The organism is Acinetobacter sp. CY73, assembly GCF_059515865.1.
Genome location: NZ_JCAKMZ010000001.1, coordinates 198,203 through 212,968 on the forward strand (window position 1 = coordinate 198,203; position 14,766 = coordinate 212,968).

Consider the following 14,766-nt stretch of genomic DNA (forward strand, 5'->3'; position numbering starts at 1 on the left):
TTTTATTTTAATGACTCTTAACTACGCTAAGAGTTCAACGAGAATTTGCTCGTAAATCTCAGCCAAAGGCTCCAATTCAGCAATGTTGACATGTTCATTAATCTGATGGATGGTGGCATTCAATACACCCAATTCAAGCACTTGCGCACCTGTAGGGGCAATAAAGCGGCCATCAGATGTTCCACCAGACGTGGATAGTTGTGTTTCAGTCCCTGTCACGTTGAAGATGGCAGTACGAGCGGCATTGACCAATTCACCTACAGGAGTTAAGAAGGGTAAACCTGAAAGTGTCCAATGAATGTCGTACTCAACACCATGACGATCCAAAATTTCCAAAGTGCGTGCTTTAAGCTCTTCAGCAGTCACTTCTGTTGAATAACGAAAATTAAATAAAGTATTCATTGTGCCTGGAACAACATTGGTTGCACCGGTACCTGAATTAATATTTGAAATTTGGAAAGTCGTAGCAGGAAAGTATTCATTACCATGATCCCAAACCGTTTCGCATAACTCCGCAATAGCACTTGCAGCGGTGTGAATGGGATTGATTGCCAAATGAGGATAAGCAACATGACCTTGCTTACCTTTGACTGTCAAATTGGCATTCAGTGAGCCACGACGACCATTCTTAACGATATCACCAAGCGTGTGGGTACTCGATGGCTCTCCAACTAAACACCAAGTGAGTTTTTCATTTCGTGCTTCTAACGCTTCAACAACTTTAACCGTACCATTAATCGAAGGACCTTCCTCATCGGATGTAATGAGGAATGCAATCGAACCTTTATGATTAGGGTGTTTTTCCACAAAGCGTTCAGAAGCAACCACCATAGCTGCCAATGCGGTTTTCATGTCTGCACTGCCACGACCATAGAGTTTTCCATCACGAATCTCAGGCTGAAATGGGTCTGATTCCCATGCATCTAATTTACCTGTTGGTACGACATCCGTATGTCCAGCGAAGCAAAACACAGGAGCTTCTGTTCCACGACGCGCCCAAAGATTATTTACATCTTCAAAACGCATATTTTCGATATTAAACCCGATTTTTTTGAGCCGATTAGCCATAATGGTTTGGCAAGTGTGATCTTCAGGGGTTACAGAAGGTTGACGGAGTAGTTCTAAGCTTAAATCTAAAGTAGCAGATTGCGTCATTGGAGTAATATCTAGTCAATATTTCTAATTATCATAATCGATGCACTTTCTAAATGATAATGTATATTTTTGAAGCTGATTATTTGTAGGATAAATAAAAAAACCTTATCAAAGATAAGGTTTTTTTATAATCAAGAATCATATTAATTGGTTAAAAATAAATTATAAAAACTGATTTTTAACGTGATTCTATCTTAGTTACGACGGATTTCTTCTGAAGTCTTTTCAGCAGTATTTGATACTGCATCACCTGCTTTAGAAACGTCTTTTCCCACGCCTTTAAAAGTATTACAACCAGTTAAAGCGAAAGCAACCAATAAAGAAGCAGCTAATATTTTTGTCATCATCATCTCCAGTTTGTAATTTATTCTGATGTGTAAACAGCATAGAAATGAATCAACTAAAAAAGTATGAGCTTTTTATTACTTGAATGTTATTGTGTGTATTTTAAGCAAGAAGTCGTTACAAGATCTTTACACTGCTATGTATATATTCGGCTTGACGAAACATAAACTCTTCTAAAGTTTGATAATTTCGGTATAAACCATCGTACCACCAAACTGCATTGGGTGAGCTTTGAGCTTGCTGAGTACAAATCCACTCTTGGCGTTCTACACGATAAAAATCAGATCGAATATGATATCCCCATTGACCTATACGTCGTGCTGGATTGACCCAACTCGCAATTGGAGATGAAATTGATGATGTGTACTGATTTTGAGGAATAGTTTCGGGTAGGTATAACTGTCCTTTCAGTACAGCAAATTTTCGATCAATTTTGTACTGTTGTTGATTCAAATCAATATGATCGAATTGAAATTGTTTTTGAGAGAAGTGATTCAGTTTTCTAAATAACCCGAATCCTGCTTAAGGAAATGAGATCATTCTTCTTGAGACTTATCCATCATTTTGAGCATAAAAAAGTCTATGCTTTGGTCTGATAACACTAAAAACTAATCATAAAATTAAATTTAGCTTATGATTTTAAAGAAAAATCCTTATCCGCGATTCGGGTTAAATAAGGTGTCACTCCGATTTAAGCCATACCACTCTTTAAGTAATAAGCTGGGTTCAGATAAATAAAATTTAAGCGCTACTTCCCAATGTTCGACCTGTTGAGTCATTTGATTCAGGATCAAGAAATCAAGTTCGCCTACCGTATGCCGACCGTCAATGATTTGAATACTGTGTCCAATGATTTTCAAATGATGATATTCACTATCTTGCAACCAAAACCACATTAAGTATTCAAATCGAAGTCCTAAACGTGTGCTTTTAAGCTTCGCTATAAAATGGGTAAGTTCATTTGGATTTAAATCTAATTGTTCTAATCGAGAGCGGTATTGTTCAAATTGTTGTTGCCAAAAGATATCAGGATGTAGTTCAAAAGCATGTTTTAACACTAAGTCTTGAGGAATCTGTTTTAAAATATTCGGGCTGGCAATAGCAAAAGCCAGTTGTCTGACGAGAGGATGTTTGAAAGATAACCACGGCTCAAAAAGATTTGTCATAACAGACTCTAAGACCATCACAATAGGTGAGAACAGCATTTTACAAACAGATTCTGCCACAAAAACATATATACTGATGAGATTCATTTGAATGAGTTGTGGTATGAAGATATTGTTTTGGCGCAGCCTAGTGATTGTATTTGTGGTACTAGGTTTTATAGGGGCTATTTTGCCCGGTATGCCAACGACAGTATTTCTGATCTTAGCAGCTTGGGCAGCTTCAAAAGGATGGCCACAAATGGATGCTTGGTTGCTCAACCACCCTAAATATGGACATACACTCAGAAATTGGCGTGAACATGGCACGGTGCCTCGCAAGGCTAAATGGTTTGCGAGTATCATGATGTTGATGAGTGCGATTTTAATGCTGATGACGACTGCACCTTTAATGGTGAAAATATTTACCGATGTGACGATGCTGATCGTTGCCATTTGGTTATGGACGCGTCCTGAAAAGCCTTCATACACTGAAAAGATTCAGAACGAAAATAAAAGTGTGGATTAATTGCGTACTAACCACTTTTAAATACCAATTTTCGACTGTAAAAATGATTCAACCATTCAAGTACAATCTCTAAAGTATTTACTTTCGTTCTAGTCGTTATAATTGGATTTCTGATGAGCTGGTGTTCAATATAACTTTTATCAATGGGCTATGAGTTTTATTAAACCCCATTCAATGAGAATCAACTTTAAAAACCATTGTTACTGGTAGGGCTTTATATATGTATGCATTAGACCAAGCCGACATTGTGATTGATCTAGAATCACAAACCTTGTCATTGCCTAAACAAAATAAGTTCTATGTGATCTCGAGTGGTTTGAATGGTATTGGTGAGCAGGAAAATTCTGGTAAAACTCCTCGAGGTTGGCATCGCGTTGAAAATAAATTCGGACATGATTTACCCATCAATGCTGTTTTCAAAGCAAGACAGTGGACGGGGGAGGTCTATGATGAAGATTTGGGTATGTCAAATCCTGAACGTGATTGGATTTTGACACGTATTCTTTGGTTAAAGGGTTTAGAACAAGATTTTAACCTCGGTAAAGGATGTGATACCTATCAGCGCTACATCTATATTCATGGCACGCCAGACACAGAGCCTATGGGAATTCCAAAATCACACGGTTGCATTCGTATGAATAGTAAAGAAGTCAAAGAAGTTTTTGATTTAATCGATGAGGGTGCATTGGTTTTTTTATCAGAAAGTAAAATCAAAGCTTAAACATTAAGCGCTCTATGCTACTTGATCTAAAATTTCATTTTAAAATTGAAAAAATATTTTAAAAAATAAGATCATAAATAGATCGATAATAGCGAAAAAACAGCTTTTTTGATTGAAATGATCTATTTTTTAATCACTCAAACTTAAAAACACATAAACCTGTGCAAAAGCGTTTGACAGGCTGTGAGGATTCTCTATAATGCACCACACAAACGATGAAGTCGTAAAGGGCGCTTAGCTCAGTTGGTAGAGCGTCTGCCTTACAAGCAGAATGTCGGCGGTTCGATCCCGTCAGCGCCCACCAAGCCTTTACGTTAAATGTTTTAAGTGCAGCGGTAGTTCAGTTGGTTAGAATATCGGCCTGTCACGCCGAGGGTCGCGGGTTCGAGTCCCGTCCGCTGCGCCACTTAATTCAGATAACATGTTGTTTGTGCTTTAATAGCAATATTATGTAAGTGCAGCGGTAGTTCAGTTGGTTAGAATATCGGCCTGTCACGCCGAGGGTCGCGGGTTCGAGTCCCGTCCGCTGCGCCATTTACGTAATAGACCTTTTAAGGGCGCTTAGCTCAGTTGGTAGAGCGTCTGCCTTACAAGCAGAATGTCGGCGGTTCGATCCCGTCAGCGCCCACCAGATTTTTGTGATGCAGCGGTAGTTCAGTTGGTTAGAATATCGGCCTGTCACGCCGAGGGTCGCGGGTTCGAGTCCCGTCCGCTGCGCCATCCTAAAGTCAAATAGTTAGACCCTTTAAGGGCGCTTAGCTCAGTTGGTAGAGCGTCTGCCTTACAAGCAGAATGTCGGCGGTTCGATCCCGTCAGCGCCCACCATATCTTAAGATGTGAATCTTTTGATATAAAACTTATTTTATAAGTTTGCCGTGCAGCGGTAGTTCAGTTGGTTAGAATATCGGCCTGTCACGCCGAGGGTCGCGGGTTCGAGTCCCGTCCGCTGCGCCATTTTCATTCCCTGAAATGGAAATTGGTTAGAATTTGCATAGACTACGCACTGCGTTTGTCTTGCGTCAAAAATTCAATTCATGAATTTTTTTCCTCAGGGCGCTTAGCTCAGTTGGTAGAGCGTCTGCCTTACAAGCAGAATGTCGGCGGTTCGATCCCGTCAGCGCCCACCATATTTCTTCTCTAGAAAGTCTATACAAATCTCATATTTATCTAAAAAAGTATTCCTATTTCACATTTTTTGTATAAAATGTTGACATAATTATTTTTATATAAAAACAATGATGAGAAATCCATATCAGCGGAAATCCAATACTTCCATTTCGAATACTATTCTTCCGCCTAAAGAGCAATATACTCAATTCATTGAGTCCATCGTGTCTCAAGCGAAAATCTATGGCTTATATAATGATGGTTGGGCACTCTGTTCAACACCATCGGGTCAACAAACTTTAGCCGTGTGGCAAAATAAGAATCTGGCTCAATTATTGATTCGTGATAAATGGGCTGATTATGCAATTGAAGAAATTCCACTGAATCAGTTTGTAGAGAATATTGTGCCTTATATTCGTCAGCACAATACACATTTATCCATCAATTTAATGCCTGAAGGGCAAAATGTATTGGTATCTGGACGTCAGTTTTTAGTTGATTTGAAAGCTTATCTTTATGATTTGTATATTAAAGAACCCAAGCGCTTTGAAGATCAGCCATTACCATTGCCACGTAAAATTCGTTTACATGCAAAATAAGTGATTTAAAAAACCAATAAGTTGAGCCAATTGGTCTTTTATAGTTTAACTACAAAGAATAGCATCCAATTTTTTCAATACTCACCTAATACCCAACCACTGATATAAGCAAAATATTCTCTTAACCATGCGTTATAGCGGGTTTCGAGGGGTGTATTTGCACTATAGCTATAAACGTTGCGATAGCCTTGTTCATGTGCAATGGCTTGAGCACGAATGCTGTGAAAGTCACTGGTGGTAATTGCAATGGGATCACTTAAGCTGATCTGGAGCTGGATTAAGAGTGGTTTGCTATTTTTCAAATTGAGTTCTGTGCTGGTACTTTGATCTTCAAGCAGAATCTTATTGGAATTGATTTGATAATGTCGTTGAAGATAAAAAGACATCACTTGAGCTTCGGTCTGTTTTTGAGCTAATCCTAGACCTCCTGTGACGATAATCATCGCATTAGGAGAGTGCTGATAGATTTCTGCTGCTCGATCTAATCGCGCTTGTAGTGTCGGAGAAGGTTTCCCTTGAATGAGACCGCTCCCTAATACAATAATGGCTTTAACAGCTTGGATTTCAGCCTCATTGTTCTTGTTGATCTGAATATAAGCAAAAAATAACAGAAGTGAGATCAGCCAAATTCCAAAAATAACCCATAAAGCTTGCCACAGCATTTTTAAGCGTTTAGATCCCTTTAATTTACTTTGAATCGCTTGCCAAAAAATGGCATGTATACAGAAGATTATGCCAATCAATACAGGAAGAATGATGCCTAGATGAATTTTACCCTGAGCTAAAAGATACAATCCATCTATAAGTAATATCAAACCCAGTAGTGCGAGTATTATTCTGAAGTATATTTGCATGATTAAGCATGATAGCAATAGTCGTTGAAGGCATCATACTTAAAGTTAATGTAATTCAGAAGTAGTGGTAATATCTAATCAATAATCGAAATACATGCTGTCATTGAAGTACTACAAAAAACCGAGCACTGAGGCTCGGCTTTAAGAAAATAATTGAAAGAAAGATTGAATCTAAAAATTAATATACATCTCGACGATAACGTCCAGTTTCACGCAGTTCATCCATGCACGCTTCACCGAGAATCTCGATTAATGCATGATCAACATCCATTGCCATGCCGTCAATGCTACCGCAAACATAAATTACTGCATCTTTATCGATCCAAGCTTTAAGCTCATCCGCATTTGCACGAAGTTTATGGTGTACATAGACTTTTTCAGATTGATCACGAGAGAAAGCGAGGTCGATACGCTTAAGCATCGCAGTATTCATCCACGCTTGAATGGTCTCTTTGTAGAAGAAGTCATGTGCTTGCTCACGCTCACCAAAGATCAGCCAGTTATCCGTATAATCCTGACGTATACGTGCAGAGATTAAGCTCATTAAGCCTGCAATGCCTGTACCATTACCAATACAAATGATCGGACGATTATCCCCAATCAGATGGAACGATTCATTGGTACGAATACGAAGTTGAATTTGATCACGTAGGGCAGTGTGCTGAGTTAGCCATCCAGAACCTAAGCCAAGGTTACCTTCACTATCCTGCTGTTGGCGGACGACTAAGCGTAGGACTTGTTGATCTGGAATGCTGGCAATTGAATATTCACGTGTCGGCAAATCATTCAGTTGCTCAACTAAATGATCTAGATTGGCAAAAGGTTCAACGTTAATATCCAGATGCTTATAGCGTAAAGCATCGCTGATATTGATTTGTAACGATTCAACCATAGCGTTTGGATCGATTTGATACTTTTGCATAAAGCATTCAAGTCGTTCCACACTATTCCCAGGGCGAATTTCAGCAATATCACCTGCTTGCCATGTTGCTTCATGTTGAGCTGTCAACTCAATGTTGAATGCAGGCTGTCCTTGGCTATTGGGGTTTAATAAAGTACGTTGATTCAGTTTCCATTCATCAAAGACTTTATCAATCGACATCTTCACTAAATCAAGTTTTGAGGCCTGAGCAAGTGCATCATTCCAACGTTGAATATCATGGTTATCGGCATTATTGACTTCAATGGTGCTAAACAATGCTTTTGCATTGTTTCGCTTTAACCATGCAGCAATTTTATGACCGAAGCTACAGTAACTATCAGGATATTCTTTTGAGCCCAGTGCAAGTACTGCATAGTTAAGATGACTTAAATCTAATGTCGAGTTGAGCCATTTCTTTTCAAAAGATGAGGCAAGATCTGGTGCTTCACCTGTGCCATAGGTACTCGCAACAAATAGAATCTGCGTTGAATCTTTAAAGTCGCTTTCAGTTAACTGTTGAACTGATTTGACGCTTACAGGTTGGTGTGCTTCTTGAAGACTGCTTGCCGTACGCCATGCCAATTGTTCAGATACACCTGTTTGTGAAGCATAAGCGATCAGCCATGGCGTGGCATTGGGATCAATGGTCAGTGCTGCGCCCGTTTGTTTTGCGGCTAATGTGAGCTTCTTCTGCTTACGGCGTTTAAGATAAAGCATCCATCCCGTAACAAAGAATAATGGCATTGCTAAAGATGCCAGCATTGCGACAAATTGATAAACAGGGCCAAAGAAACTACCACGATGCACAGGTAACATACTGCTCATGATTTTTTCATTGAGCTTTTTATCTTCATAAAGCTCAACGTCTTTAAACTGATTATTATGATAATCATAAACAGCTTTATTTCGAGCGCGTTCATGCTGAATATCTTGATCAACAAAACTAAGCTCAAGTTTTCCATCATCTTTTTTAGGCAAAGTCAGGGTTAGAGTCGAATACTCATATTTCATCTGCGTCGGGAAAGCTCTCCATGCTTGATTTAAAGCACGATGCGTTTGGATTGAATCCATCGACTTTGGACGAGATTCTCGTTCACCACGTTCACCACGTTCACCACGTTCACCACGTTCACCAGTTTGCGTATTTTCAGCATTTTGTCCACGTTCTTGAGACTGGGTCGTATTTGCTGAATGGACAGCACCTTCCGTTGGTCGTTCACGTTGAGACTGTACATTTTGAGTTGCTTGAAGACGCTCAACACCAAGCACTTTAAACATTCCATCTCGCCACCAACCATAAGACCAATATAGTCCTGTCATTGCGAAAATAAGATAGAAAATAATCACCCATGTACCGACAACGGCATGTAAATCCCAAATAAAATTACGACCTTTTAATTGCGGTTTTACTGCAAACCATTGTTTCCATGTGTGGCGTTTAGGCCAGCGTAGGTAGAGACCACTGAGAACAAAGAAGATCAACATTAGTGCACAAGCACCTGTGATTTGTTTACCCACAGGACCCACAGTTAAGTTACGGTGCAATTGCTGAATAAAAGCAAAAAATTCACGGCCCTTGATCTCAGGTAGCATCTCAGCGGTGTAGGGGTTAATCATCATGTTGAGACCACGACGTTGACCTTCTTTCGCCACATTGATTACTGATGATTCATCTGGAGCGGATGCAACTGTAATACTGTTAATTTTTAGATCAGGATTATGCGTATGGAAATGCTGATAGATTTCAGCAGGCGAAAGTTTAGCTGAGTCCTGAACTTGAACGATATAACTGTCCTGATTGATCCATTTTAGAATTTGTTGTTCGTATGAATAAATTGCACCCGTCACGCCCATTAAGGAAAGGATGAGACCTGCAGTAATACCTAGAAACCAATGGATCTGAAAAAAGCTTTTTTTGAGCATGAACTTATAGTTAGGATGAAATGTGGAGGATTTAAGGATTATATATGAAGACTATGTGCAAAATGTGGAATTTTGAATAATATTTATTCTCATTATCATTCAATAAAAAGTGTTGGTCATAAAAAACCTCCTATGACAGGAGGTTTAATATTGAAATTGATTAAAAAATTTTTAAATCAATAGGATTATAAAGATTTTGGCGCGCCAACAGTTTGAGTCAAATGTTTGCGTACAGTTTCAAAAGAGAAATTCTTGCTATTCATGCGCTTAGGCAGGATATAAGCACCTTGTTGACCTTTCAGTTTAAAGTTCACCAAGATGAAATCTGGAGTGTTATACCATTCATAAATGTCACTCCAACCGACTGTACCTACGCCTTCTTGTAAGCCCATTTTTTGGCGCATCACGATGCCGTGTGGTTGTACACCAAGTTTGATCCCTTTGATTTGTTCAACTGGGAACTCATTCATTTTACGTTTGACGTACCATTCTAGTCCGAATTTACGAACTAAAAAGTAGATGGCAACACAGGCAAGTGCGACCCAGCAAATCACATTTGAATAATGTTTAATGAAGATCAAACCCAGAATAGAAAGCACCACAACTGCTGCCATGATCGCCCAAGCTTTGGTTCCAATTTTATTGGTACTGCGCCAAATAGCGAGTTGAGCATTGCGTTGTTCAGCTTCAGAAACTTCATAAGGAACGGGTTGTAAGGTGTAGGCGTAAACGTTTTTCGCAGTCATAGTGTCATTAACAAAAAGTGTAAATCTAAATGGAGTTTAGCATTAAATTAATACAATCAGTGAGTATATTGTACTAATTTGCCATGCAAAAAAATCGCATTATATCGATGCTAATTCAGTGGATTGCTCATCTCGTTCATGGCTTAAATTTTGTTTTAAGCCACTCAGTTGTTGCAATATACTGAATATCAATTGAAGTTGTTGTAATACGATCAATTCTTTTGAAGCGAGTTCTTCTGTCCTATTCATACGTTTACGAATCAGTTGCTGCATATTGATAATGCTCAGTTCTGGGCGTTGATCATGAAGAAGAGCACCTTGTATATCATCTAAAGCTTGATCCAATAACTTTAATGTCTCTTGATCTTGAATCTGATCACGATGTGCACCCAAAGCTGCGATATAGCTTAAGAAGGTATGATTTAAACATAAGAACTCAAATGCCATGGCTTTCTGTGTTGGATCGAAATCAGGTTCAGTGGCAAGAGTTGAAACCAGTGATGCAACATCAGCATCGCGATTATGCGCAGCGCGACGAACGATTCGATAATTTAAGCTGTTATTACGCCCATGTTGGTATTGTTTAATGATTTCAGACATATACTGGCATTGCGCTTCAATAGAACGTGAAATGGTGTGGGGGAGGCGACGGAATTTCCAATCAGGAAAAATATACGTCACGCCTAGCCAAGCCAGTCCACAACCAATAATCGTATCAATCATGCGAGGCAAGGCGGCTTCAAAGCCTAAACCATCAAGATTAAAGTTAATTAACGCCAGAATGGTGATAAAAGCTGTGGCTTGAGCATATTGCTTACTCCGTAGATCAAAAAATAGCACACCACTAAGCACGAGTAACAGCAATTGACCTTCGATTGAGGGTACGAAGTACAAAATGATGAAACCTAACACAATACCTGCCATAGTGCCTAAAATACGTAAGCGCAAACGACGTTTGGTCGCATTAAAGTTGGGTTGACTGACGAAAAGAGCAGTCAGTAATACCCAGTAACCATATTCAATATTGGTCACCTGAACGAAGATATAACCCACCAGTAGCACGGTTGATAAACGAATCGCATGGCGGAATAAGACGGATTCAGGCGTTAAATTTTGGCGAATACGTGCCACGATGTCTTCCCAACCTTTAAGATCATCATCTTTGAGTTGGTTTTCGATATGTTTGCTTTTGTCTAACTTAATACTACGTACGGTTTCTACATTTCGTAGTTGTGCATCAATGGCTTTTAGGTTTTGAAATAAAGAATACAGCGCATTAATCCAAATCAAATCGTAATTTTGATCTTGTTTGAGTTTTTCAATGGAGAGTTTTAAGTTGCTAAAAGAGTGCTCAAAACGACTGTTGTGCACATAGAGGGTTCGATTGGCAATACTGTCACTCAGGTCTTTACAGGATTTGGCTTGTAAGCTGAGAATACGTTGAAAGCGGAATAGAATATCACTGTGCTCAAAAACTTTCGCCAAGATTTGGTAATCAATGTGCGCTGAATCTGCACGTTCATGAATGTCTTGAGCAACGAAATAATATTGTAAACTTCGACGTGTATCACTTTGACCTCGGTCACCTTTAAGTCGGGTTAATAAGGTGGTACGCATGCCGTTAAAGATTTCAACCAGCTTACCATTTTCAAGCGATAGGCTAATCATACTTTTTTGATAGCTGTTTGCTGTCATGTCTACATCAAAGAGATTTGATTTAGCAAATAAGAAGTCACCTAAAGATGAATAGCTTTTGGCAAGTTGATCTTGAACTTCGCGTGCAGGAAAAATCAAAAAACTAATGGTCGCGATGATGCCATACCAAATTGCGCCGACAACCAGTAGCAAAGGTTGCATATACCAGTCATCGAATAAATCGACACCGAGCATGGTGTATACGGAAATGACCAGACAACCATAGGAAATGGTGGCATAACGTCGACCTAAGGATCCAAGCAGAATCAAACCAATGCATGCACCAATTAAGCCAATGGCAAAGGCGATTGGATAAGGAAATAACAGTTGAACTGCTGAAGCACTAATAAAAAAACCAATATAGGTATAAATCAAGTTCATGATTCTGACCGAGAATCGGTCATCAATATCACTTAAACCTGCTGCAACCACACCCAATGTTAAGGGAATAGTCATTATTTGCTGACCCAATAAGTAGGGGATAAAGGCAGTCCCTGAAAATGCAATAATCATTCGCAGGCTATACATCATGGAAGTGTTATAGGTTGCTTTTTTAAGTTGCATCAACCAAGTATTCAAACCCCAATCCTTTTTGTTCGTGCATTTAGTTTATTGAGCACATTATAGTATGAATAATTGGTGAATATTCACTTATAACAAGCATAAAATATTTTTAGATCAGTATACACTCATCACAAAGTCATCAACAAAATGAAAATGCCAAATGACAGAAAATAGTCAACAAAAACAATATTCCATGCAATGGATTGTACTACTGGCACTCTTTACCTCTTTGGGTCCGTTGTCCATTGATATGTATTTGCCTGCATTACCTGAAATGGCAGATTATTTTGAGGTAACGACTCAGCAGATCGCCAATACTTTGCCTGCTTATTTCTTTGGACTCGCTGTCGGTCAGCTCATTTATGGGCCATTGAGTGATCGGATTGGGCGCAAGAAGCCACTTTATTTCGGCATGGCTTTATATACATTCGCGAGCTTACTCTGTGCATTCGCACCAGATGATTGGTCATTGATTGCTGCACGAGTGCTACAGGCTTTGGGTGGCTGCGTCGGTGTGGTAATGGCACGTGCTGCGATTCGAGATAAATTAGATTTAAATGCATCTGCCCAAGCCTTTGCAAATATGATGATGGTGATGGGATTAGCCCCCATTGTTGCACCCCTATTAGGGGCGTTTGTCTTATATATTTTCCCATGGCAAGCGGTGTTCATCGTGCTCGCCATAATTGGTTTATTTTGTCTAATCTGCGTCCATATCTGGTTTGATGAAACATTGCCCGTGGAGCGCCGTTTAAAGCTGAATTTTAAGCAGGTGATCCTACTTTATTCTGCTATTTTTCAAGACAAAAGTTTTAGATTACCGATGTGGGCTGGATGCTTTACAGGTGCAGCTTTGTTTTGCTATATCAGCTCAGCTCCTGCAGTGTTTATGGATCAGTTCAGTATTGATCGGCAGTTGTTTGCTGTTCTGTTCGGTTTCAATGCTTTAGGAATCATTATTTTATCTTCATTGAATAAACGCTTAGCCAATAAGTTAAGTATTTATCGCCTTTTGCAGATTGGTGGCACCATACAAGTGCTTGGATCTGCAATGTTATTTTTAGTCAGTTGGCTGAAAGATCCTTCATTGGTCATCGTGATGATTGGATTATTTATGACAGTGTCAGGCATTGGTTTTACAGGGCCAAATTCGATGGCACTGGCGATGGCTAAGCAGGGGGCGCGTGCAGGGACAGCAAGTGCAATTATGGGAAGCATGCAGTTTTCGCTAGGGTTGCTGGGTGGTGTGGTTCTCAACTTCTTAACAGCTACACCGTTGATGAATATGGGGGTGCTTATGTTAATCCTTACCTGTGGTGGGCTGATTGCTGTTTTAAAATTATGTAAAATCGCGCAGATGGAAAGTGCTTAAAACCAATCGCTGTTTAAGATTGAATAGAACGCTGATCTTAAAATTAGGATGGGTATTTGGTGGTTTTAAGCAGTGAGTATGAATTGAATTGTTGTCACGAATTGAGTCATTCAACCTCATCCTTAGAATCGGAAGTAGCGCTTCAATACATCTAAAAAAATTGTCAATCTAAAAAAACAGTAAAATTTTCAACAGGCTCACGCGGGGTAATAAAGCTATTCACAATGTGATGAGGATCTGCATAGCCTAAAGCCATACCGCAGACCAGTTCTTCGTTTTCAGGAGCACCTAAAACATTCAGTACAATTCCATGGAAGTGATTCCATGCTACTTGAGCACAAGTATCCAAACCGCGAGCTTTGGCTGCGATCATTACATTTTGAATTAACATGGCAATATCCATCTTTGAGCCGATGCCCATGGCTTTATCTACAGTAAAGAAAAGACCGACTGGTGCATCAAAGAGTTGAAAATTTCGCAACTGTTGAGCTGCCATTTTTTCTTTATCTCCCTTTTGGATATTCAGCAAGCCATACAAACCCCAACCATTGGCACGACGACGATCAATATAAGGTGAGATCCACGTTTCGGGATAATAAGCGAATGATTCAGTGTGAAACTTTTTAAGTTCAGGTTTTTGATAGAGCGCAACTTGGGCATCACACACATTTTGAATAAGTTCAGCACGCTTATTTCCTGTAACCACATAAACCTTCCATGGTTGAGTATTGGTTCCAGAGGGTGCTCTTGAAGCCACCTTTAAAATATCTTTAATGGTTTGGATTGGGACTTGTTTATCAAGAAAAGCACGAATAGATTGTCGTTTGGTAATAGCGTCATCAACATATTTAATCTGTTCTTGATTCATATAAATATTTCCTTATTGGTTTGTTATTCTTGAATAATTTACTATATAGACTATGGTCTAATGCGACTAAATTTTGTGCATAAAGCTTGAATTAACATACAGATATATCAAGTTATTTGAAATGATAATCATAAAATATGCTTGAGTTTATGGTCTGATTTGACAAAAGTTATTTGAAAATTGTGAAGAACTTGTTAGATTAGGTCATGTGTTGATACACATTA

At 39.2% G+C, this 14,766-nt stretch carries 12 protein-coding genes, 8 tRNA genes and 1 pseudogene; 12 read left to right on the forward strand and 9 right to left on the reverse strand.

Going from position 1 to position 14,766, the window contains the following annotated elements; genetic code table 11:
- Positions 1-21: 21 nt before the first annotated feature.
- The 4 genes and pseudogenes from dapE to AC5YD2_RS00950 form a co-directional block, all read right to left on the reverse strand.
- Positions 22-1,155 (reverse strand): succinyl-diaminopimelate desuccinylase, encoded by a 1,134-nt coding sequence (gene dapE, locus AC5YD2_RS00935; protein ID WP_496124518.1) that lies wholly within the window; start codon positions 1,153-1,155, stop codon positions 22-24.
- 194 nt (positions 1,156-1,349) lie between these two features.
- Positions 1,350-1,499 (reverse strand): entericidin A/B family lipoprotein, encoded by a 150-nt coding sequence (locus tag AC5YD2_RS00940; protein ID WP_496124519.1) that lies wholly within the window; start codon positions 1,497-1,499, stop codon positions 1,350-1,352.
- A 118-nt stretch (positions 1,500-1,617) separates the two neighbouring features.
- Positions 1,618-1,953, reverse strand: a complete 336-nt coding sequence (locus AC5YD2_RS00945) for a hypothetical protein (RefSeq protein ID WP_496124520.1) — start codon at positions 1,951-1,953, stop codon at positions 1,618-1,620.
- Positions 1,954-2,174: 221 nt separating this feature from the next.
- Positions 2,175-2,684: pseudogene (locus AC5YD2_RS00950) on the reverse strand (DUF1853 family protein); the annotation flags it as partial.
- A gap of 85 nt (positions 2,685-2,769) precedes the next feature.
- On the opposite strand from AC5YD2_RS00950, the gene AC5YD2_RS00955 reads away from it, so the two are divergent.
- The 11 genes from AC5YD2_RS00955 to AC5YD2_RS01005 all read left to right on the forward strand — a co-directional run bounded on the left by AC5YD2_RS00955 (position 2,770) and on the right by AC5YD2_RS01005 (position 5,598).
- Positions 2,770-3,171 carry a YbaN family protein gene (locus AC5YD2_RS00955; protein WP_496124521.1) on the forward strand — a complete coding sequence of 134 codons (402 nt, stop codon included), beginning with the start codon at positions 2,770-2,772 and terminating at the stop codon, positions 3,169-3,171.
- Between the two features lie 220 nt (positions 3,172-3,391).
- Positions 3,392-3,892 (forward strand): cell wall-recycling L,D-carboxypeptidase ElsL, encoded by a 501-nt coding sequence (gene elsL, locus AC5YD2_RS00960; RefSeq protein WP_496124522.1) that lies wholly within the window; start codon positions 3,392-3,394, stop codon positions 3,890-3,892.
- 228 nt (positions 3,893-4,120) lie between these two features.
- A tRNA-Val gene (locus tag AC5YD2_RS00965) sits at positions 4,121-4,196 on the forward strand.
- A 25-nt stretch (positions 4,197-4,221) separates the two neighbouring features.
- Positions 4,222-4,298 (forward strand) — tRNA-Asp (locus tag AC5YD2_RS00970).
- A 51-nt stretch (positions 4,299-4,349) separates the two neighbouring features.
- A tRNA-Asp gene (locus tag AC5YD2_RS00975) sits at positions 4,350-4,426 on the forward strand.
- Positions 4,427-4,447: 21 nt separating this feature from the next.
- Positions 4,448-4,523, forward strand: a tRNA-Val gene (locus AC5YD2_RS00980).
- A 12-nt stretch (positions 4,524-4,535) separates the two neighbouring features.
- Positions 4,536-4,612, forward strand: a tRNA-Asp gene (locus AC5YD2_RS00985).
- Positions 4,613-4,641: 29 nt separating this feature from the next.
- Positions 4,642-4,717: transfer RNA gene (locus tag AC5YD2_RS00990), tRNA-Val, on the forward strand.
- A 52-nt stretch (positions 4,718-4,769) separates the two neighbouring features.
- Positions 4,770-4,846, forward strand: a tRNA-Asp gene (locus AC5YD2_RS00995).
- A gap of 97 nt (positions 4,847-4,943) precedes the next feature.
- A tRNA-Val gene (locus AC5YD2_RS01000) sits at positions 4,944-5,019 on the forward strand.
- A 111-nt stretch (positions 5,020-5,130) separates the two neighbouring features.
- Positions 5,131-5,598, forward strand: a complete 468-nt coding sequence (locus AC5YD2_RS01005; protein WP_496124523.1) for a DUF2750 domain-containing protein — start codon at positions 5,131-5,133, stop codon at positions 5,596-5,598.
- Between the two features lie 74 nt (positions 5,599-5,672).
- On the opposite strand, the gene AC5YD2_RS01010 is transcribed toward AC5YD2_RS01005, so the two are convergent.
- The 4 genes from AC5YD2_RS01010 to yccS all read right to left on the reverse strand — a co-directional run bounded on the left by AC5YD2_RS01010 (position 5,673) and on the right by yccS (position 12,302).
- Positions 5,673-6,452, reverse strand: a complete 780-nt coding sequence (locus AC5YD2_RS01010) for a YdcF family protein (RefSeq protein ID WP_496124524.1) — start codon at positions 6,450-6,452, stop codon at positions 5,673-5,675.
- Between the two features lie 178 nt (positions 6,453-6,630).
- On the reverse strand, positions 6,631-9,297 hold the full coding sequence (locus tag AC5YD2_RS01015) for a PepSY domain-containing protein (protein WP_496124525.1): 2,667 nt from the start codon (positions 9,295-9,297) through the stop codon (positions 6,631-6,633).
- 185 nt (positions 9,298-9,482) lie between these two features.
- Positions 9,483-10,043, reverse strand: a complete 561-nt coding sequence (locus AC5YD2_RS01020; RefSeq protein ID WP_496124526.1) for a YcxB family protein — start codon at positions 10,041-10,043, stop codon at positions 9,483-9,485.
- Between the two features lie 99 nt (positions 10,044-10,142).
- A complete protein-coding gene (gene yccS, locus AC5YD2_RS01025; RefSeq protein WP_496124602.1) occupies positions 10,143-12,302 on the reverse strand; it encodes a YccS family putative transporter in 2,160 nt (719 codons plus the stop codon).
- 160 nt (positions 12,303-12,462) lie between these two features.
- On the opposite strand from yccS, the gene AC5YD2_RS01030 reads away from it, so the two are divergent.
- Positions 12,463-13,674 carry a multidrug effflux MFS transporter gene (locus tag AC5YD2_RS01030; RefSeq protein ID WP_496124527.1) on the forward strand — a complete coding sequence of 404 codons (1,212 nt, stop codon included), beginning with the start codon at positions 12,463-12,465 and terminating at the stop codon, positions 13,672-13,674.
- A gap of 163 nt (positions 13,675-13,837) precedes the next feature.
- On the opposite strand, the gene AC5YD2_RS01035 is transcribed toward AC5YD2_RS01030, so the two are convergent.
- A complete protein-coding gene (locus AC5YD2_RS01035) occupies positions 13,838-14,542 on the reverse strand; it encodes a nitroreductase (protein WP_496124528.1) in 705 nt (234 codons plus the stop codon).
- Positions 14,543-14,766: the final 224 nt, after the last annotated feature.